The 19,674-nt window shown below is 74.0% G+C and carries 17 protein-coding genes; 7 read left to right on the forward strand and 10 right to left on the reverse strand.

Translation table 11 applies throughout. The annotated features are described in order from the left end of the window. Positions 1-20: 20 nt before the first annotated feature. The 5 genes from ACFYML_RS16955 to ACFYML_RS16975 are packed head-to-tail and all read right to left on the reverse strand — an operon-like array spanning position 21 to position 5,092. Positions 21-1,331, reverse strand: coding sequence for a DUF58 domain-containing protein (locus tag ACFYML_RS16955; RefSeq protein ID WP_387421492.1), 1,311 nt, complete (start codon positions 1,329-1,331; stop codon positions 21-23). After that, positions 1,328-2,326 carry an AAA family ATPase gene (locus tag ACFYML_RS16960; RefSeq protein ID WP_387421493.1) on the reverse strand — a complete coding sequence of 333 codons (999 nt, stop codon included), beginning with the start codon at positions 2,324-2,326 and terminating at the stop codon, positions 1,328-1,330. Before ACFYML_RS16960 ends, ACFYML_RS16955 begins: the two co-directional genes overlap by 4 nt. Beyond that, the gene (locus ACFYML_RS16965; protein ID WP_387421494.1) at positions 2,323-3,618 is read right to left on the reverse strand and encodes a DUF4350 domain-containing protein; all 1,296 of its coding nucleotides are present in this window, start codon (positions 3,616-3,618) and stop codon (positions 2,323-2,325) included. Before ACFYML_RS16965 ends, ACFYML_RS16960 begins: the two co-directional genes overlap by 4 nt. Further along, entirely contained in the window at positions 3,615-4,250 is a 636-nt protein-coding gene (locus tag ACFYML_RS16970) for a DUF4129 domain-containing protein (protein ID WP_387421495.1), read from the reverse strand. Before ACFYML_RS16970 ends, ACFYML_RS16965 begins: the two co-directional genes overlap by 4 nt. Beyond that, positions 4,247-5,092 carry a hypothetical protein gene (locus tag ACFYML_RS16975; protein ID WP_387421496.1) on the reverse strand — a complete coding sequence of 282 codons (846 nt, stop codon included), beginning with the start codon at positions 5,090-5,092 and terminating at the stop codon, positions 4,247-4,249. Before ACFYML_RS16975 ends, ACFYML_RS16970 begins: the two co-directional genes overlap by 4 nt. Before the next feature lie 213 nt (positions 5,093-5,305). On the opposite strand from ACFYML_RS16975, the gene mtrA reads away from it, so the two are divergent. The 5 genes from mtrA (at position 5,306) to hpf (ending at position 11,141) form a co-directional block, all read left to right on the forward strand. Further along, positions 5,306-5,995 (forward strand): MtrAB system response regulator MtrA, encoded by a 690-nt coding sequence (mtrA, locus tag ACFYML_RS16980; protein WP_073832804.1) that lies wholly within the window; start codon positions 5,306-5,308, stop codon positions 5,993-5,995. Between the two features lie 13 nt (positions 5,996-6,008). Continuing rightward, positions 6,009-7,748: an MtrAB system histidine kinase MtrB gene (gene mtrB / locus ACFYML_RS16985; protein ID WP_387421497.1), complete on the forward strand. Its 1,740-nt coding sequence runs from the start codon at positions 6,009-6,011 to the stop codon at positions 7,746-7,748. Continuing rightward, positions 7,745-9,526 (forward strand): LpqB family beta-propeller domain-containing protein, encoded by a 1,782-nt coding sequence (locus ACFYML_RS16990; protein WP_387421498.1) that lies wholly within the window; start codon positions 7,745-7,747, stop codon positions 9,524-9,526. Before mtrB ends, ACFYML_RS16990 begins: the two co-directional genes overlap by 4 nt. A gap of 9 nt (positions 9,527-9,535) precedes the next feature. Continuing rightward, positions 9,536-10,237, forward strand: coding sequence for a ComF family protein (locus ACFYML_RS16995; RefSeq protein WP_387421499.1), 702 nt, complete (start codon positions 9,536-9,538; stop codon positions 10,235-10,237). Between the two features lie 253 nt (positions 10,238-10,490). Then, positions 10,491-11,141, forward strand: a complete 651-nt coding sequence (gene hpf, locus ACFYML_RS17000) for a ribosome hibernation-promoting factor, HPF/YfiA family (protein WP_387421500.1) — start codon at positions 10,491-10,493, stop codon at positions 11,139-11,141. A gap of 79 nt (positions 11,142-11,220) precedes the next feature. Here hpf and ACFYML_RS17005 read toward each other — a convergent pair whose 3' ends face one another. Both ACFYML_RS17005 and ACFYML_RS17010 read right to left on the reverse strand, forming a co-directional pair. Beyond that, positions 11,221-12,336, reverse strand: coding sequence for a GNAT family N-acetyltransferase (locus ACFYML_RS17005; RefSeq protein ID WP_387421501.1), 1,116 nt, complete (start codon positions 12,334-12,336; stop codon positions 11,221-11,223). Continuing rightward, positions 12,333-13,490 (reverse strand): GNAT family N-acetyltransferase, encoded by a 1,158-nt coding sequence (locus ACFYML_RS17010; RefSeq protein WP_387421502.1) that lies wholly within the window; start codon positions 13,488-13,490, stop codon positions 12,333-12,335. Before ACFYML_RS17010 ends, ACFYML_RS17005 begins: the two co-directional genes overlap by 4 nt. A gap of 169 nt (positions 13,491-13,659) precedes the next feature. On the opposite strand from ACFYML_RS17010, the gene secA reads away from it, so the two are divergent. After that, on the forward strand, positions 13,660-16,578 hold the full coding sequence (gene secA / locus ACFYML_RS17015; RefSeq protein WP_387421503.1) for a preprotein translocase subunit SecA: 2,919 nt from the start codon (positions 13,660-13,662) through the stop codon (positions 16,576-16,578). 305 nt (positions 16,579-16,883) lie between these two features. Here the strand turns inward: secA and ACFYML_RS17020 are convergent, their stop codons facing one another. Then, entirely contained in the window at positions 16,884-17,474 is a 591-nt protein-coding gene (locus ACFYML_RS17020) for an Rv3235 family protein (RefSeq protein ID WP_387421529.1), read from the reverse strand. Positions 17,475-17,576: 102 nt separating this feature from the next. Continuing rightward, positions 17,577-17,804 carry a helix-turn-helix domain-containing protein gene (locus ACFYML_RS17025; RefSeq protein WP_357436609.1) on the reverse strand — a complete coding sequence of 76 codons (228 nt, stop codon included), beginning with the start codon at positions 17,802-17,804 and terminating at the stop codon, positions 17,577-17,579. Between the two features lie 207 nt (positions 17,805-18,011). Between ACFYML_RS17025 and ACFYML_RS17030 the strand changes: the two genes are divergently transcribed. After that, positions 18,012-18,521 carry a DUF6912 family protein gene (locus ACFYML_RS17030; protein ID WP_387421504.1) on the forward strand — a complete coding sequence of 170 codons (510 nt, stop codon included), beginning with the start codon at positions 18,012-18,014 and terminating at the stop codon, positions 18,519-18,521. 15 nt (positions 18,522-18,536) lie between these two features. On the opposite strand, the gene ACFYML_RS17035 is transcribed toward ACFYML_RS17030, so the two are convergent. Then, positions 18,537-19,571 carry a hypothetical protein gene (locus ACFYML_RS17035; protein WP_387421505.1) on the reverse strand — a complete coding sequence of 345 codons (1,035 nt, stop codon included), beginning with the start codon at positions 19,569-19,571 and terminating at the stop codon, positions 18,537-18,539. Positions 19,572-19,674: the final 103 nt, after the last annotated feature.

Genomic DNA, 19,674 nt, shown 5'->3' on the forward strand with positions numbered 1-19,674 from the left:
GCCGGGCCTTGAGCGGACGGTCAGAGTTGGCCGAGGGATTTGAGGCGGAGGTAGGTGTCGGCGACCGTCGGGGCGAGCCGGTCGGCGGGAGCGTCCACCACGGTCACCCCGTGCCGGCCCAGGGCGGCCCGTACCCGGTCCCGTTCGGCCAGCGCCCGCCAGGCCGCCGCCGCCGCGTACGCGTCGTCCGGGCCGGTCGGCGGGGCGACGGTCAGCCCGGTCAGCACCGGGTCGTGGGTCGCCGCGATCACCACCCGGTGCCGGGCGGCCAGCCGGGGCAGCACCGGCAGCAGCCCTTCGCCGAGCGCGCCCGCCTCCAACGCGGTGAAGAGCACCACCAGGCTGCGTTGCCGCTCCCGGCGCAGCACCTCACCGGCGATCAGTTCGAAGTCGGTCTCCACCAGCGCCGGCTGGAGCGGGGCGACCGCGTCCACCAGGCGGGCGAGCAGCGCGGGCCGGCCGCTGCCGGTGACCGTGGCGCGGACGGAGGCGTCGGCGGCGAGCAGGTCGACCCGGTCGCCGGCCCGGGCGGCCAGCGCGGTGAGCAGCAGCGCCGCGTCGATCGCCGTGTCCAGCCGGGGCTCGTCGCCGATGCGTACCGCCGAGGTGCGGCCGGTGTCCAGGACACAGACCAGCCGACGGTCCCGCTCCGGCCGCCAGGTACGCACCAGCACGTCGGAGCGGCGCGCGCTGGCCCGCCAGTCGATCGAGCGCACGTCGTCGCCGACGACGTATTCGCGCAGGGTGTCGAACTCGGTGCCGTGCCCGCGTCCCCGGGTCACCTGGACGCCGTCGATGACCCGCAGCTTCGCCAGTTTCTCGGGCAGGTGCCGCCGCGAGTCGAAGCGGGGCAGCACGCGTAGCGTCCACGGTGGCGTGGCCGGGTGGCCGGCGCGCTGCCGGAACGCCAGCCGCAGCGGCCCGAGCGAGCGTACGGTCAGCGCTGCGGCGGGCCGGTCGCCGCGCCGGGCCGGGGTGAGGCGGACGGGCAGCGCGGTCGTCCCGCCCGGCTCGACGGTCAGCACCCGTCCCGGCGGTACGTCCGGCCGGGCCCCCGCCGAGGGCAGCCAGGCGTCGCGCACCTGGGCACGCAGCGTACGGTCGGCGGTGTTGGCCAGGTGCAGGGTGACCGTGGCGGTGCCGCCCAGCCGGATCGCCCGGTCCCCGGTGCGGGTGGCGGTGAGCACGTGCAGCGGCGCCGCGAGGGCCCAGTCGATTGCGACGAGCAGCAGCACGGCACCGGTCATCACGGCGACGCCGAGGAACGGTGCCGGCCAGGCCGGCAGGGTCGCCGCGCCGATGGCGAGCAGCAGCCCCGCTCGCCAGGTCATCGTGGGGTCGGCACGGTGGCCAGCACCGTGTCCAGCACCGCGTCGACAGTCACGCCCTCCAGCTCCACCTCGGGGCGCAGCCGGAGCCGGTGCCGCAGGGTCGGCCGGGCCACCGCCTTCACGTCGTCCGGGGTGACGTGGTCGCGTCCGGCCAGCCAGGACCACGCCTTGGCGGTGTTGAGCAGTGCGGTGGCGCCCCGGGGCGAGGCGCCCAGCTCCAGCGCCGGGGTGGCCCGGGTGGCCCGGCACAGGTCCACGAGGTACCCGAAGAGCGGCTCGGCCACGTGTACGCGACCGACCGCCTCCCGGGCGGCGGCCAGGTCGGCCGCGGTGGCCACCGGGCGTACGCCGGCCGCGGCCAGGTCGCGCGGGTCGAAGCCGGCGTGGTGCGCGCGGAGCACGCCCAGTTCCTCGTCGCGGCTGGGCAGCGGCACGGTCAGCTTGAGCAGGAACCGGTCGAGCTGCGCCTCGGGCAGCGGGTAGGTGCCCTCGTACTCGACGGGGTTCTGGGTGGCGGCGACGATGAACGGGTCGGGCAGCGCCCGCCGCTCGCCGTCGACGGAGACCTGCCGTTCCTCCATCACCTCCAGCAGTGCCGACTGGGTCTTCGGCGGCGTCCGGTTGATCTCGTCGGCGAGGAGCAGGTTGGTGAAGACCGGCCCCTCCCGGAAGGTGAACGCGGCGGTGTGCGGGTCGAAGATCAGCGACCCGGTGACGTCGCCGGGCATCAGGTCCGGGGTGAACTGCACCCGCTTGGAGTCCAGGTCGAGGGCGGTGGCCACGGTCCGGATCAGCAGGGTCTTGGCCACCCCGGGTACGCCCTCCAGCAGCACGTGCCCCCGGCAGAGCAGCGCGATCACCAGCCCGGTGACCACCGCGTCCTGGCCGACGACGGCCTTGGCCACCTCGGCCCGCAGCCGGTGCAGGGCGGCCCGGGCGTCGGGCTGCGGGGCGGCCGGCGCGGCCGGCGCGGCGGCGATGACGGGTCCGGTCACCGGGGGTCTCCTTCGGTCGGGTGGGCGACGGTACGGGTCAGGGTGTCCAGGTCGCGGGTTAGGTCCAGCAGTTCCTGGTCGGTGGTCGGCTCGGCGCCGTGCAGCAGCTCCGCCACCCGCTGGGGATCGGCCCCGGCGTACGCGGCGACCCGGGCGGCCACCTCGGCCGGTGGCGTGTCGGGCGGCAGGTTGAGCCGGGGCAGCAGCCGGTCCAGCGCGGCGGCGCGCAGGGTCTCGGCGGCCGGGCCCCGGGCACCGGCCCGGCGGTAGAGCCGGGCCCGGCCGAGCACCGTCTCGGCGGAGTGGACGGTCACCGGCAGCGGCTCGGGCACGGGCGGGCCGAGCCGTCGGGCGCGCCAGAGCACCACCAGCAACCCGGCCAGCGAGAGCTGCACCAGCAGTGCCCAGAACCAGGCCGGGAAGGCGTCCCAGAGCGGGTTCTGCCGCGCCGGTGGGCGGTCCGCGCGGTCGTCGTCGAAGTCCCCGCGGGCGCCGTTGCCGTCGCCGTTCCCGGCGGTGGGGCTCGGCGACCAGCCCGGTCCGCTCGGCGCGGGCGCCGGGGCCGGCAGGTCGAGCCAGACCAGCGGTCGGGGGCCGCCGAGCAGGCCGGTGGCGAGAGCCTGGTTGCCCCACTCGTCGATGCGATCGTTGCGGAACGGGTCGCTGGCCCCGATCACCACCACCTCGGTACGCCCCGGCACCCGGACCAGCCCGCCGGAGTAGCAGCGGTCGACCGGTGCGGCGCTGCGGGCGGCGTACCGCTGGCCGTCGGCGGTGGCCGTGCCGGCGCGGGTGGCCTCGGCCAGCCGGCAGGGGTGGCCGTCGGCGCCCGGGGAGGTGGCCCGGGTGGCCCAGCGGCCGTCGGTGGGCCGCAGCGGCAGGTCCAGCTGTTCCAGCATCCGGCGAGGCGGGTCGACCAGCACCAGCCGGCTGCCGGTGGGCAGGTCGGCCAGGGCGGCGACGGTGGCCGGGTGCACCAGTTCCGGGGCCGGTACGAAGAGCGTGGCCGGGCCCGGCCTGGTGGCCAGCAGCGCCTGGCTGGTGTCGGTCTCCCGGCGTACGGTCACGCCCTGCCCGCGCAGCGCCTCGGCCAGCCGGCTGCCGCCGTCGTCGGCGGTGGTGACCGGGGAAAGGAAACCCTGGTCGGTGGGGTCGGGCTGGTCGACGGCGTGGAACACCAGGGTGGCCACGATCAGCAGCACCGCAAGCCCGAGCGGGATCAGTAGCCGGTGCCGGGGTCGTCGGGGTCGCGGCGGGGCGACCGGGTGGGCCGGGTCGAGGGTGGTGGTCACCGGGGCTCACCGTCCCCGGCCAGCTCGCGGTGCAGGTCGGTGGCGAGGTCGCGCATCCGGCGGTCGTGCTCGGGCGTGGCCGGGCGCTGCGCGTACCAGAGGTCGGAGAAGATCGTGCCGGCGGCGTGCAGGGTGGGCCGCACCCCGGGCCGGACGTGGGCGGCAGCCGTGGCCAGCTCGGTGACGGTCATCCCGGGGCGCGGTTCCACGACCCGCCGGTCGACCAGTGCGCGGACCATGTCGCGCAGCCGCTCCCGGACGGCTTCGGCGTAGCGGCCCTCGGCGGCGAGCCGGTCGGCGAGGCTGGCGAGACCGGGCGCCGCCGGCTCGGGCGCCCGGGGCGCGGGCACCGGGACGGCCGGGTCCGCCGGTCGGACCGCCCGCCGCCGGCGCGGCAGCCGGAGCCGGGGCAGCCGCAATCTGGGTAGTCGCAGCCGCGGACGGCGTAGCCGGGGGATCCGCAGCCGCGGCCGGCCCAGCCGCGGCCGGGGGAGCCGGCGTGGCACCCAGGCTGGGAAGAAATACCAGGCCAGGGCGGCCAGCAGCGCGGCGAGCAACAGGAGCAGGGCGGCCAGCGGCAGCGGTACGACGTCCCCGAGCGCGGCGACGGCCTCGGTCCACCACCGGCTCACCGTTGGACCGCCAGCAGGACGGGTTCCGGGGTGCCGGCCGGGGCGCGGGAGAGGCGGATGTCCAGGCCCTCGGTGCGCATCCGGGTCTCCAGGTGCAGGACCGCGTCGAGGCAGGCCAGTGCGGGGTACGCGAGCGCGTTGACGGCGACCCAGGCGGCCGTGGCGACCGGCAGCGCGTACGCGTCGAGGTCGAACAGGCCCAGCAGCCCGAGGCCGTGGTAGACGCCGAGGCCGATGCCGAGCCGGATCAGCCACCAGCCCAGGTAGCCGAGGAGCCGGATGCCGGCGGCCCGCCCGCCGGCGCGGAACGCGAGCGTGAGCGCCCGCCCCGGCGCCCGGTACCCGGGCAGCCGGTCCACCACCAGCGCCGGGACGACCGCGCCGAGCAGCCCGTACGCGACGAACCAGGCCGGCCCGGTCAGCCCGGCGAGGCTGACGGCGAGGCCGACCCCCGCGGCGGCGAGCAGGGTGGCGCCCCACCGGGCGCCGCCGGGGCGCAGCAGCTCCCGCGGCCCGGCCCGGCGGCCGAGCAGCGCGGCCCCGGCGCCTCGGGCGGCCGGGTTGCCGAGCAGCGCGATGATCAGCGCCTCGGCCCCGGCGCCGAGCGCGAGCAGCAGCCAGAACCAGCCGAGCCGGTCGGGATCTAGCCAGTACGCCGGCGGGCGCGCGTCGGCCAGCACCCGCAGCGGGTGCAGCAGGGCCTGCTCGGCGAGGGCCAGCAGGACGGCGAGCGGGACCAGCAGCCGGGCCTGGCCGCGCAGCAGCAGAACGGCCGAGTCCAGCAGTTCACCGACCGTCAGCGGGCGGCGCGGGAGCACCGCGGTCGGGCCGACGTCGGGCACGCGTACTCCTGGCGGACGGGCGACGGGTGGCGGGCGGCGACACGCCCGAGGGATCATGGTTGCATGGCAGGTCCGATTCCGGTGGACCCGTCCACCGCGCGCGCCACGCTGGGCATCCGCGCGGTCAGCGGTGGTGTCGGGCCGTTCCCGGCAGTACCGTGCCGTGATAACGCCGAACCCTCCTAACCGAACGGGGATGGAACGATAAACCCCATGAGAGCCCGGGTACTGGTGGTCGACGACGACCCCGCGCTCGCCGAGATGCTCGGCATCGTCCTGCGCAGCGAGGGTTTCGTGCCCTCCTTCGTCGCGGACGGGGAACGGGCATTGGCCGCATTCCGCGACAGCCGACCCGATATCGTCCTGCTCGACCTCATGCTGCCCGGTATGAGCGGTATCGACGTGGCCCGGGCGATCCGGGCCGAGTCGGGCGTGCCGATCGTCATGCTGACCGCCAAGAGCGACACCGTGGACGTGGTGCTCGGGCTGGAGTCCGGGGCCGACGACTACGTGGTCAAGCCGTTCAAGCCCAAGGAGCTGGTGGCCCGGATGCGGGCCCGGCTGCGCCGGGGCGAGGACGTCGCACCCGAACTGCTCACCATCGGCCCGCCCGGCAACCAGATCACCATCGACGTGCCGGCGCACACGGTCACCCGGGACGGCGAGGAGGTGAAGCTGACGCCGCTGGAGTTCGACCTGCTGGTCGCGCTCGCCCGCAAACCGCGTCAGGTCTTCACCCGCGAGGTGCTGCTGGAGCAGGTCTGGGGCTACCGGCACGCCGCCGACACCCGCCTGGTCAACGTGCACGTCCAGCGGCTGCGGGCCAAGATCGAGCCGGATCCGGAGCGGCCGGAAATCATCCTCACAGTGCGGGGCGTGGGCTACAAGGCGGGTACCGGATAGCCTGGTCATCACTGTGGTGACCGCCCTGCCCCCCGACTCGCCGACCGTCGCGTCCCGCCGGCTCCACGCCGCGCGGGCGCTCTGGCGTGTCCTCGCCGCCCGGGCGGGCCGGCTGGCCGCCAGCGCCCACCAGACCTGGCGGCGGTCGTTGCAGCTGCGCGTGGTGACCATCACCCTGGTCGCCTCCAGCCTGCTGGTCGGCGGGTTCGCCTACCTGATCGCCGACAAGATCACCAGTATTCTGCTGGAGAGCGCAGAGACCGACGTCCGGCTGCGACTGCAACACGGCAGCGACTACGCGGGCAAGCAGTTCCGGACCTTCAACCAGCCGCAGGAGGCCCAGTTCCAGGACACCCTGGACGGCACGGTCAACTACCTTGCCGGGGGTGACCCGACGCAGACCAACGGCGTGGTGGTGGCCATCACCGGGACGGGCATCATCGCCCGGACGTCCCCGGCTACCGACGTCGGGCCCCTGATCAGCCCGCAGTTGCGGGCCTCCGTCGCCGCCGGCAACGTCGCCCACCAGATCGACACCGGGACGCTCGGCGGTCGGCGCACCAAATACCTCGTGTACGGCTCGCCGGTGCCGACCAACTTCGGGCAGGTGGAGCTCTACTACGTCGTACCGCTGGACCGGCAGGACGCCGCGGCCCGAGACGCCCGGGCCACCGTGGTCGCCACAGGCGTGGCGCTGGTGCTCCTGCTCGGCCTGCTCGCCGCCCTGGTCACCCGGCTCGTGGTGACCCCGGTACGGGTGGCCGCGCGGACCGCCCAGCGGCTCTCCGCCGGCCTGCTCGACCAGCGCATGGTGGTCAACGGCGAGGACGACCTGGCCCTGCTCGCCGCCTCGTTCAACCAGATGGCGACGAACCTCCAGCGGCAGATCCTCCGGCTGGAGGAGATGTCCCGGTTGCAGCGCCGCTTCACCTCGGACGTCTCGCACGAGCTGCGTACGCCGCTGACCACGGTCCGGATGGCCGCCGACCTGATCTTCGCCGAGCGGGACGGGTTCGACCCGGCGGTGGCCCGCAGCGCCGAGCTGCTGCAGGCCGAGCTGGACCGGTTCGAGGAGCTGCTCACCGACCTGCTGGAGATCAGCCGCTTCGACGCCGGCTTCGCCATGCTGGACGCCGAGCCGACCGACCTGGTGCCGGTGGTGCACCGGGTGACCGAGCGGCTGGCCGGGCTGGCCGAGCGGGTCGGGGTGACCATCGAGCTGGACCTGCCGGACCCGCCGGTGATCGCCGAGGTGGACCCGCGCCGGGTCGAACGGGTGCTGCGCAACCTGGTCGGCAACGCGGTCGAGCACGGCGAGGCCAAGCCGGTCCTGATCACGCTCGGCGTGGACCAGAGCGCGGTGGCGATCACGGTGCGGGACCACGGCGTGGGGCTGAAGCCGGGTGAGGAGAAGCTGGTCTTCAACCGCTTCTGGCGGGCCGACCCGTCCCGGGCCCGGCAGACCGGCGGCACCGGCCTCGGCCTGTCCATCAGCCTGGAGGACGCCCGGCTGCACGGCGGGTGGCTGGAGGCGTGGGGCGCGCCCGGTAAGGGTGCCCAGTTCCGGCTGACGCTGCCCGCTCGCGCCGGCGACCGGCTGACCACGTCGCCGCTGCGGCTGGTGCCGGCCGACGCCCCGCTGCCGTTCGGCGGCCCCCGCGACGGCGGCCTGCTGGCCATCGGCCCAGGCAGCGACGGGGCGCTGGCGATCGGGCCGGCCGAGAGCGGCGACCGGGCCCAGGTGACCTCGTGAGGCGGCGGCTGCTGACCGTGCTGCTGGCCGGCATGTTGCTGCCCGCCGGGCTGGTCAGCTGCGGCATACCGGACCGGACCGAGGTCCTGGTCGACGGCCGGGGCCCGGCGGCCGGAGCCGGCTCGGTCAACGGCAGCGGCAGCCAACCGCCCACCCGCAGCACGACCACCGACGCCAGGGAATACATCAACGACTACCTCGCCGCCGCCGCAGGGGAGCGGGACGGGGCGTACGACCGGGTCAAGAAGTTCATCGCGCCCGAGGCGCGGAGCCAGCTGAAGAAGAAGCAGCCGAGCAGCGATATCGAGCTGACGGTGGTCCGGCCCCTGCAGCCCCTGGAGACCACGCTGCTGGCCGAGGACGTCAAACAGGTCACGGTCCGGGTGCAGCAGGTCGGCGTGCTGCGGGCCGACGGCACGCTCGCGGCCCCGGTGGCCGGGGAGACCCAGTACGTGTTCAAGCTGGGCCCCGCGGAGCCGGCCGACCAGGGGCTGTGGATCACCGAGCTGCCGGACGTACTACTGCTCAGCGACACGGCCCTGGGGCGCTACTACAGCACGCACACCATCTACTTCTGGAACACCGACCAGAGCCGGTTGGTGCCCGACTGGCGGTACCTGCCCTCGACGTTTCCGGCCGAGCGGCGGCTCACCGAGGTCGTGAAGTGGCTGACCAGCGGCCCGTCCGAATGGCTCGCCCCGGGGGTGAACAAGGTTCCCCCCGGCACCTTCCCGCTCAACAACGCCACCGGGTCCGACGGGCGCTGGGAGGTCAACCTGACCATGCCGGCCGCGAACGACGACCGGCTGTCCCGCCTGGCCATCCAGCTCGCCTGGTCGCTGCCGAACTTGACCGGCCAGCTCGACCTGAAGATCCAGAACCAGAAGCGGCACACGGTCGACCTGAGGCAGGAGCGGGCGGCGAACCCCGTCTACCCGCCCCTGCGGGCTCCGGAGCGGTTCTGTGTCTACGATGCGGCGATCCGTCCGCTCGCCATCGGCAACGAGCCCGTCGGCTCGGCGCCGGTGGCGCCCGCCGCCAACCGGAACGTGGTGTCGGCGGGACTCAGCCGCGCCGATGACAAGGTGCTGGCGGCGCTGGTGGTGACCCGGCCGGACCGGAAGCAGCTGCTCATGGTCGGTGCCGGCCCTGCCCCGGTGACCGAGTTCCACAGCAGCGCGAAGCCGTTCCGGTCGATCGGCCGCCCGATCTGGCTGCGCTCCCTCGACGCGGACCACCCGTTCGGCCTGGTGGTGGCCGACGGCAAGCTCTACCGGTTCGACGGCGGGGCCGGGATGAGCGAAATCCTCGTTCCCGGCCCGGTCACGGCGGTGGCCGCGTCGCTCGACGGTCACCGGATCGCACTGATCATCAATGGCGCGCTCTATGTCGTGCCGGTGAGCGTCGATGGCGGCCTGGTCAGCGTGGGTCAGCCCCGCCAACTGGTCACCCGGCTCACCAACATCACCGCCGTCGACTGGTACGCGGAGAACCAGCTGGTCTTCGCCGGCAGCGACGGGCGCCAGCCGGCGATCTACCAGACCACGGTCGACGGGGCCGTGGAGTACGCGCTCAAGCGGGACACCGGCGCGCCGGTGTCCCACCTCGCCGCCTTCCCGGGCGGCTCGGTCGGTCCGCTGCCGGCCCTGTCCTTCATGTACCAGGCCACCCTGGCCTACCGGAACAACCCGTTCGAAAAGATCGAGCGGGAGCAGGTGCGGGACGTGGCGGCCAACGCCAAGGCGTCGGATCCGACCGCCCCCTTCTTCCTCTACTGAGAGGTGCCGGTGCGGGACCTGGGCGGGCTCTGGGCGGACCTGACCGACCTGGTGCTGCCGGCCGGGTGCGCCGGTTGCGGCGAGCGGATCCCCGGCCTGCGGCAGGGCTTCTGCCCCCGCTGCGTCGGCGAGTTGACGGCGCTGCGCCCGGCGTCGACCCGCCCCGCCCCGGCCCCGCCCGACCTGCCCCCGTGTGTCGCGCTGGGTCCGTACGCGGGCGCGCTGCGGGAGGGGTTGTTGGCGTACAAGGAGCGGGGCCGGCACGGGCTGGCCCGGCCGCTGGGTGCGCTGCTCGCCGAGGTGGTGGCCGCGGCGGTGGGCACCGCCGGGCCGGTGACCCTGGTGCCGGTGCCGGACACCGCGCGGGCGGCCCGGGCCCGCTACGGCGACCACCTGGACCGGTTGACCCGTTACGCGGCGGCCCGGCTGCGCGCCGCCGGCTGGCCGGTACGCGTGCTCCGGCCGGTGCGGGCGCTGCCCCGGCCGGACTCGGTCGCCCTGGACAGCGCCGGACGGGCCGCCGCGGCCGAGGCGGCGTTCCGGCTGCGCCGGGCCGACGCGGTCCGGGTCGACGGTCCGGTGGTGCTGCTCGACGACATCGTCACCACCGGGTCCACGTTGGCGGCGGTGAGCCGGATCTTGCACAGGGCGGGAATGACGCCAAAGGCGGCCGCGGTGCTCGCCGCAACGCAAAAGCGACGCCTCGGGTGACGCTTCGTGTTTCCTTTTCACCCCTTGGTGTATGAGCTGTGAGAATTCCCAGGCAGCTTTTGACAACGAGGGGTGACTGCCACGCGAACACGGGTTAGCGTTTTCGTGTCGGGGGTAGGAGGTCTTCCCATCCGCCCCCGGCGGTGAAAGGAGGCGTAGCCGTACGCGACCGGTCGACGCCGAGCGGGGACCCTCCCAGGGCGCGTTGACCGGGAAAACCGGACCGAACGACCGTCCGAACAAGGGAGGTCACGTGGACATCGTGGTCAAGGGCCGTAACGTCGAAGTGCCGGACCATTACCGGGTACACGTAGCCGAAAAGCTCGCGAAGATCGAACGCTACGACCACAAGCTCATTCGCGTGGACGTCGAGTTGTTCCACGAGCGCAATCCGCGCCAGGCCGATCACTGCCAGCGGGTGGAGATCACCTGCGTCACGCGGGGCCCGGTGATCCGGGCCGAGGCCTGCACGAATGACTTCTACAGCGCGCTGGACGCGGCCATCGCCAAGTTGGACACCCGGTTCCGCCGGGCGGCCGACCGGCGCCGGGTGCACCGGGGGCGGCACGCGCCGCTCTCCGTCGCCGCCGCCACCGCTGACCTGCCGGTCGCCGACCTCAACGGGCCGGGGCTGGCGGCGCTGAACGGTACCGGGACCGCCACCGCGGTCGCCGAACGGCCCGACGAGGACGGCTACGGGGAGTCCGACAACCAGCCGTGGCACATCGCGCGGGAGAAGGTGCATCCCGCCGAACCGATGACCGTCGACGACGCCCTGTTCCAGATGGAACTGGTCGGCCACGACTTCTACCTGTTCCAGGACAAGGAGTCCGGGCGCCCCAGCGTCGTCTACCGTCGGCACGCCTACGACTACGGGATCATCTCCCTCGACACCGGACCCTGACCACCCCCTGTGACACCGGCCGAGGAGCCGCGGTGGGCAGCCATCGCGGCTCCTCCCGTCCCGGCGTCGGCCGTGCCGCTCAGTGCGTCGAGAGGTCCGACGCGAGCATGCCGAAGATCAGGTCGTCGATCCGGCCGCCGTCCAGTCCGGGCAGCCGGCCGCGCAACAGCCCCTCCCGGCGGAAGCCCACCTTCTCCAGCACCCGGTGCGACGCGGTGTTCTCCGGCAGGGTCCCTGCGGTGAGCCGGGCGATCCCGGGGACGCCGAACGCCCAGCCGGCCAGCAGGCGTACCGCCCGGGTGGCGTAGCCACGCCCACGCCAGGCGGGCAGCAGCGCGTAGCCGACGCTCGCCTCGCCAGCCGCCCGGTCGCTGTAGGACAGCCCGCAGCTGCCGGCCGGTTCGCCGGTGGCCGCGTCGAGGATCAGCAGCCGGGCCAGGCTGCCGGTGAGCCAGGCGCTCTCCGCCAGCCGGCAGCGCCGTTCGATCGCGGCCCGGGTCGGCGGCACCGGCGGTGCCTGGTTGGCCACCACCTCCGGCCGCGTGTGCAGCCGGAACATCACGTCGGTGTCGTCCGGGCCGAGCCGGCGCAGGGTCACCAGGCCGTCGGTGAGCCGACCGTCGGGCAGGTCGGGCAGGAGCCGGGCGGCCGGACCGGGCGGGTCGTCGGCCAGGCGTACCCAGGCGAGCAGGTCGTGCCGGCCTCCCCCTCGGCTCGGGTTCGCCGCCCGGCGTACCCCCTCGTGGCGGAATCCGGCGGCCAGCGCGACCCGCTGGCTGGCGGTGTTCTCCTCGTTGGTGAGCAGTTCCAGGCGCGCGCAGCCGGCGGCGAAGGCCGACTCGGCCAGCGCCCGGGTGGCGGCCGTGGCGACGCCGCGCCCGCGGGCCCAGGGCGCGACCCAGTAGCCGATCTCCCACTGGCCCCGGGTCGGCACCGGTTGGCTCAGGCCGATGCTGCCGAGCAGCCGGTCGGTGGCGGGGTCGGCGATGGCGTACGCGGCGCCGCCGCTGGCCCAGGCCGCGGGGGCGCCCTCGGTGATCCACCACCGGGCGCTCTCCTCCGTGTACGGGTCTGGGAGCCCGGAGATGCCCCGCTGGGTGACCGGATCGGCGCAGCCGGCCACGGTGTCCGCCACGTCGTCGAGGCGGGACGGACGCAGCCGTACCCCGTTCGCCTCGATCGTCTCCGGCGTCACGCCAGGTCCTGCGGGAGCAGCGCGGCCACCCAGACATCCGGCCGCTCGCCGCGCTGCTGGATGCCGCTGCGGGCGGTGCCCTCGAAGGCGAAGCCCGCCTTCTCGGCGACCCGGCGGGAGGCGGTGTTGCCCACGTTGGCCCGCCACTCGATCCGGGCCAGGCCGAGCGTGGTGAATCCCCAGGCGCAGAGTGCGGCCAGCGCGGCGGGCAGGTATCCCCGGCCGCGGGCGTGCGGGGCGGTCATGAAGCCGACGTCGGCGACGAGCGGGTCGGCGGGGGAGATCCGCAGGTCGATCGAGCCGGCGTATCGGTCCTCGGCGTCGGCGACGGCGTAGTTGGCCCCGGTGCCGCGGGCCCACGCCGCTCGGGCGACGTCGCGCAGGTAGCCGTCGGCGTGCTCTCGCTGGTAGGGGTGCGGGACGCTGGTCCAGCGGACGGTCTCCGCGTCCTGGCAGGTCGTCACGACCGTGTCGAGGTCGCGTTCCTCCATCGGGCGTAGCCGCAGTTCGGTGGCGCCCGCCGTGGCGAACAGGACGGGCTGCGGGCGGCCGAAGACGGCGGCCCGCAGGGCGGCGAGGGTGTCCGGGCCGGCCGGGCCGGGCTCGCCCGGTGCGGGCACCTCGCCGGGGAGCAGCGAGCCGAGCCAGCCCTCCGGGCGCCCGTCCACCGCCGGCTGGGCGAGCCGCAGCTCGCCCTCGATCCGGAAGCCGGCCCGCAGCGCCACCAGTCGGGAGGCGTGGTTGCCGATCTCGGCCTGCCAGATCAGCCGGCGCAGCTCGCCTACGTCGAAGGCCCAGCGGGCGACCGCGCGGGTGGCCCGGACCGCGACGCCCCGGCCCCGCGCCCACGGTGCGGTCCAGTAGCCGACCTCGGCGCTGCCCAGGCCCCGGTCGATCGAGACCAGGCCGCAGGAGGCGAGCAACTCGCCGGTGGCGGCGTCGCACACCGCGAACTCGGCACCGCTGCCGTCGGCCCAGGCCGCCGCGCTGCGCCCGGCGACGAAATCGAGCGCGTGTTCGGGCCGGTACGGGCGAGGTACGGTGGTCCAGCGCTGGATGTCCGGATCCTGGCAGGCGCGGTACACCGCGTCGGCGTCCTCCGCCCGCCAGGGTCGCAGCAGCAGGCCGTCCTCGACGATCTCCACAGGCTCCACCGGGCCATCGTGCCGGATCGTTCGCGTTCGGCGTAACCCGATTTGCGCCGGGTCAGCGCGCCAGCCAGGCGGTATGTCCGGTTCGCGGCCCTGGACCGTCGCCACCAGTGACCATCGCCGCGATGGAGCGCCTACGATGGTTCGAGACTGTCTAGGGGAGCGTTGATCCGTGTCGATTCTGGAAAAGGTCCTTCGCGCGGGCGAGGGCCGCATGGTGCGTCGACTCAAGGCGATCGCGGCCGCCGTCAACTCGATCGAGGACGACTACGTCAACCTCACCGACGACGAGCTGCGCGCGATGACCGACCAGTTCAAGGAGCGGCTCGACGACGGGGAGACCCTCGACGACCTGCTGCCCGAGGCGTTCGCGGTGTGCCGCGAGGCGGCCGCCCGGGTGCTCGGCCAGCGGCCCTACGACGTCCAGGTGATGGGCGGCGCGGCGCTGCACTTCGGCAACATCGCCGAGATGAAGACCGGTGAGGGCAAGACCCTGACCTCGGTCATGCCGGTCTACCTGAACGCGCTGGCCGGCAAGGGCGTGCACGTGGTCACGGTGAACGACTACCTGGCCCAGCGCGACGCCGCCTGGATGGGCCGGGTGCACGAGTTCCTCGGCCTCACCGTCGGCGTGGTGCTGCCCAACCGGCCGGCCAGCGAGCACCGGGCCGCCTACGAGTGCGACATCACCTACGGCACCAACAACGAGTTCGGCTTCGACTACCTGCGCGACAACATGGCCTGGTCGAGGGATGAGCTGGTGCAGCGCGGCCACTTCTTCTCGGTGGTCGACGAGGTCGACTCGATCCTCATCGACGAGGCCCGGACCCCGCTGATCATCTCCGGTCCGGCCGAGCACTCCGCCCGCTGGTACCAGGAGTTCGCCACCGTGGTGGCCCGCCTGCAGCCGGGCACCGACGGCGAGGGCGACTACGAGGTCGATTACGCCAAGCGCACCATCGCCATCACCGAGCGCGGCGTGGCCAAGGTCGAGGACCGGCTCGGCATCGACAACCTCTACGAGTCGGTCAACACTCCGCTGGTCGGCTACCTCAACAACGCGATCAAGGCCAAGGAGCTCTACAAGCGCGACAAGGACTACATCGTCAGCGAGGGCGAGGTCCTGATCGTCGACGAGTTCACCGGCCGCATCCTGCACGGCCGTCGCTACAACGAGGGCATGCACCAGGCGATCGAGGCCAAGGAGGGGGTGGAGATCAAGCAGGAGAACCAGACCCTGGCCACCATCACCCTCCAGAACTACTTCCGCCTCTACGAGAAGCTGTCCGGCATGACCGGTACCGCCCAGACCGAGGCGGGTGAGTTCAACAAGGTCTACAAGGTCGGCGTCGTGACCATCCCGACGCACCGGCCGATGGTCCGGCAGGACCGGCCGGACGTCATCTACAAGACCGAGAAGGCCAAGTTCAACGCCGTGGTCGAGGACATCGCCGAGCGGCACGAGCAGGGCCAGCCGGTGCTCGTCGGCACGGTCTCGGTGGAGAATTCCGAGATCATCTCCCAGCTGCTGCGCCGCCGGGGCATCCCGCACTCCGTGCTGAACGCCAAGTTCCACGCCAAGGAGGCGGAGATCGTCGCCCAGGCCGGGCGCAAGGGCGCGGTCACCGTGGCCACCAACATGGCCGGCCGCGGTACGGACATCCTGCTCGGCGGCAACGCCGAGTTCCTCGCCGCGAACGAGTTGCGCCAGCGCGGCCTCGACCCGGTCGAGCAGCCGGAGGAGTACGCCAAGGCGATGGAGGAGGTCCTGCCCGAGTGGAAGCAGGCCTGCGACGCCGAGGCCGAGGAGGTGGCTGCCGCCGGCGGCCTCTACGTGCTGGGCACCGAGCGGCACGAGTCCCGCCGGATCGACAACCAGCTGCGCGGTCGGGCCGGCCGGCAGGGTGACCCGGGTGAGTCCCGCTTCTACCTCTCGCTGCAGGACGAGCTGATGAAGCGCTTCCGGGCCGGTGCCGTCGAGGCGGTGATGGAGCGCTTCAACATCCCTGAGGACGTGCCCATCGAGTCGAAGATGGTCACCCGCCAGATCAAGAGCGCGCAGGCCCAGATCGAGGGCCAGAACGCCGAGATCCGGAAGAACGTCCTCAAGTACGACGAGGTGATGAACAAGCAGCGCCAGGTGGTCTACGCCGAGCGACTGCGGGTGCTCAACGGCGAGGACCTCTCCGACCAGGTCCGCAACATGATCGACGACGTGATCAACGCGTACGTCACGGGCGCCACCAGCGAGGGCTACGCCGAGGACTGGGATCTCGACCAGCTCTGGGCCAGCCTCAAGCAGCTCTATCCGGTGGGCGTCACCATCGACGAGCTGGAGGAGGAGGTGGGCTCCCGGGCCGGCCTCGACCAGGACTTCCTGCTCGCCCGCCTCAAGGAGGACGCGCACGGCGCGTACGACCGGCGCGAGGAGCAGCTCGGCGAGGACGCGGTACGCCAGCTCGAGCGGATGGTCCTGCTCCAGGTGATCGACCGCAAGTGGCGCGAGCACCTCTACGAGATGGACTACCTGCAGGAGGGCATCAGCCTGCGGGCGTACGCCCAGCGCGACCCGGTCATCGAGTACCAGCGCGAGGGCTTCGACATGTTCGCCACCATGATGGACGGCATCAAGGAGGAGACGGTCGGCTTCCTCTACAACCTGGAGGTGCAGGTCGAGGAGCCCGAGCCGGAGGCCGAGGAGGTGCAGCTGCTGGAGAAGCCGGTCGAGATCCGCGCCAAGGGCCTCAACCGCGCGCCGCAGCAGCAGGGCCTGCAATACTCCGCGCCCGCCATCGACGGCGAGGCCGGCCGCGGCGCGCCGGCCATCGAGCGGGCTGACGAGCAGGCGCCGGCCCTGGGCATCGGTAACCCGGACAGCACCGCCCGGCCCGCCGCCCCGTCCGCCTCGGGCAAGCCGCGGCGCCCGGCGGCCGCGGGGATGAACGGGCAGGCGGTCGCCGCCAGCACCGCCCGTCGGGCCGCCCCCGGCCAGGTGGATGCCGGTGAAGGTCCCTCCCGCAACGCGCCCTGCCCGTGCGGCTCCGGCCGCAAGTACAAGCGGTGCCACGGCGCCCCCAACGGCGGCAACTGAGCCCGCCCGCACCAGCGACGACGGGCCCCGGCCGAACACGGCCGGGGCCCGTTCCCGTCCGTGGCCCAGCCACTCGGTTGATCGACTCGCCTTGCGGCAGGTCGTGCTATCCGCGCTGGTGGACCGCGCGATGTGCGGCATCCCGAGTCGGTCGCGCACGTCCGGGGGCCGGGCCGGGTTGATCGACTCGCCTTGCGGCGGGTGGCGGTGTCCGGGCTGGTGGAGGGTGCGAGGTGCGGCATCCCGAGCCGATCGCGCCTGTCGGGCGGACGCCGCCCCGTGTGGATCACGCAGCCCTCGGCGGGTCAGAGCACCTCGAGGGTGGTGCAGAGCCAGGTGCCGCGTCGGTGTTCGACGCGTAGGGCGATCGCCCAGCTGGCGCCGCCGGCTCCGGCGAGCACGGCGGCGGCCTCGGCGGCCCCGGCCCGCGGCTCGCAGACCCGCAGCCGGCGGAGCTGGAGGGCCGGCCGGGTGGCGCGGCGGCGTATCGGGCCCACGCGTCGGGCCGCCCGGGTCAGCTCGGTGGCCACCCGGGTCGTGGCGTCGGGCAGGCAGAGCGGCCGGAGCTGACCGGGTGGCCGGTAGCCGTTGACGATCTCCAGGAAGGTGCGGACGAACCGGTGCGCCGCCCGGGTGGCTTCGGGGGTGGCGGTGGCCAGCGCGGCGGCGGGTGCCCCGCCGGTGCGGCGGCCCGGGCCGGTGGGCACCGGTCGGACGTCGGGGGCGCGCCCGTCGGGCCGGTCGGGATCCCGGCGGCGCGGGTCGAACAGGTCGAGGGTGAGTTGGTCGACGTCGGCCCAGGGCAAGCCCTCGTCGGTGCAGGGCGGGTCGATCGGTGGGGCGGGTCGGAGCCGGACCGGGGGACGCGGTGCCAACGGGCGGCGGGTGTCGACCATCCTCAACCCCTGCTCCTTGCGTTTGCTTCCGTTTGCCTCCGACAGGGTTTCATTGTCGAACAGGGCAGCGCCGCCCGTCAATGCCGCTACGGGGTCGCGCGGTCACTCCGGGTCGCGTTCGACGAGCGGGTTGCCGCGTACCCACTCGGCGGTCTCGGCGTACTTGTGCTGGATGTACTCCTCCAGCCGGGCGCGTTCCACCCGCCACTGCCCGCGGCCGCCGATCTTGATGGCGGGCAGCTCGCCGCTGCGCACCATGTGGTAGACCTGCGAGTCCGAGACGTTGAGTTCAGCGGCCACGTCGGACAGCAGCAGGAACCTGGGCTCCACGGTGACTCCCGGGGTTGGCTTTCGTTTGCCTCAGTTTGCCACCAGCAGCCGTCCCGCCCCAGCGCGCGGTGCGGCGATCCGGTCGACGGACACACCGGCGAGGAACTTCTCCCGGGCGGGTGCGAGGTGTATGACGGTCACGGCGTACGGCATGATCGGCGCCCGGGGCCGGCATCCGCCGGCCAGGCCTGAGCAGGGGAGAGACCGGTGACCGACGAGCTTGTCCGGGTGTACGTGCCGGCGACCGTCCCGCTGCTGGCGCGACTGCGCGAGCAGGGCCTCGCGGTCGGTGAGGCGCACGCGGTAACCCCGGAGCTGCGCGAGTGGTACGCCGAGGGCGACGAGGAGGAGTTGGAGTACGTCGCCTTCACCCGGGCCGCCCAGGACGCGCTGCTGCTGCTCCGGGCCGACCCGGGCGCGCCCCGCCGGCGGGTGGTGGTCTCGGTGGACCTGCCGGCCCGCGCGGTCGGCCGGGTCGGCGGCGAGCTGGGGTCCAGCCTGGTCCGGCTCGCCGGGCCGGTGCCCGTCAAGACGGTCGCCGCGATCCACGTGGACGGCGCGGAGGCGGTCGACGACGTGGCGGCCGCCGCCGAGGTGGTGGCCGAGGCGCAGGCCGGTGACCCGGACGCCCAGTTCACCGTCGACGGCGCCGAGGATCACGAGCTGGAGTGGTACGACGTGACCGAGCTGGACCTGCTGCTGCGCGCGGTCTCCTGACCCGCACCCCGGGGGTCAGGCGGCGACCTGCTCGTCGGCCGGCTCGTCCTCGTCGACGGTGCGTGGGCCGAGGGTGCGGCCGAACGCGATGAGCGTGGTGAGTGCCCCGACGAAGAGCACCCAGATGCCGTTGTCGAGGCGGGAGGTGCCGAGGGAGGTCTGGGCCACCTGGTCCGCCTCGCTGAGCGCGGCGGCCAGGTTGAGCAGGTCCCGCCCGCCGATCCGGATGATCACCTCGGTGAGCAGCAGGAGGAGGCCCGGCCCGGCCCCGGCGACCAGGTACGCGGGCCAGCGCAGCTGCACGGATTCGCCCCGGCGGGCGGCGCGGCGGCGGGCCCAGGTGAGGTAGCCGAATGCCACCAGCCCGGCGACCAGCCCGGCGAGCAGCGACTCGGTGCGGGACACCCACTTCGCGGCGTCGAGCATCGACTGCTGGGTGTCGCCGGCACCGAACAGGTCGGCCAGCGGATCCCGGGCGCGGCTGAACAGCACCACGAAGACCTGCGCGGCCAGCGTGGCGCTGGCGAGCCCGCCCACCACCCGGGCGTTGCGGGCGCCGGCCAGCGCGCCGCCGATGATCGCCGCCGCCGCGGTGGTGCCGGCGATGGTGTTGGTGGTCGCGTTGTCGGCGTAGGTGAGGTTGATCGCGACCGCGGCGGCGAATCCGACCAACAGGCCGGTGCCGACGGCGGCGAGGAAGCGCAGGGTGGCCCGGCCGAGCGGGTTGGTCACCGCCAGGGCGAGCGCGGCGCCGGCGACCAGCGCGGCGCAGATCACGCCGGGCAGCGCGTACGCGGAGAGGCTGATCGCGGTGACGCCGGCCGCCGCGGAGCTGATCGCGGCCCGGGTGGACCAGAGCATCGCGGCGAGCCAGCCGACCGCCAGCAGCGCCAGCACCGCCGCGCCGGGGGCGTACGCCGGTCGTCCGGTGCTCTCCGGGGTGGCCGGCTCGTCGGCCGGGTCGGTGCTCGGCTGCTCCGGCTCGTCGGCCGGGTCGACCACGGGCTGGTCCGGCTCCGCAGCCGTGGAGCTGCCGGGCTGGTTGCTCATCGTGTTCCCCTTCGACGGACGCCGGATCGGCCGCGACGGGCCGGGCAGGTCACCGGTCATCCAGGGTACGCGGCGTCCCGTGCGCCCTTCGGGACCCGCCCGC

Origin of the sequence: Micromonospora sp. NPDC007230 (assembly GCF_042869115.1) — a bacterium.
Lineage (GTDB): Bacteria > Actinomycetota > Actinomycetes > Mycobacteriales > Micromonosporaceae > Micromonospora.

Excerpts from the sequence above, each read along its gene's own strand:
- ACFYML_RS16955 (WP_387421492.1), bottom strand. The coding sequence starts at position 1,331 with ATGACCTGGCGAGCGGGGCTGCTGCTCGCCATCGGCGCGGCGACCCTG.
- ACFYML_RS17035 (WP_387421505.1), bottom strand. The coding sequence starts at position 19,571 with ATGAGCAACCAGCCCGGCAGCTCCACGGCTGCGGAGCCGGACCAGCCC.
- ACFYML_RS17020 (WP_387421529.1), bottom strand. The coding sequence starts at position 17,474 with ATGGTCGACACCCGCCGCCCGTTGGCACCGCGTCCCCCGGTCCGGCTC.
- mtrA (WP_073832804.1), top strand. The coding sequence starts at position 5,306 with ATGAGAGCCCGGGTACTGGTGGTCGACGACGACCCCGCGCTCGCCGAG.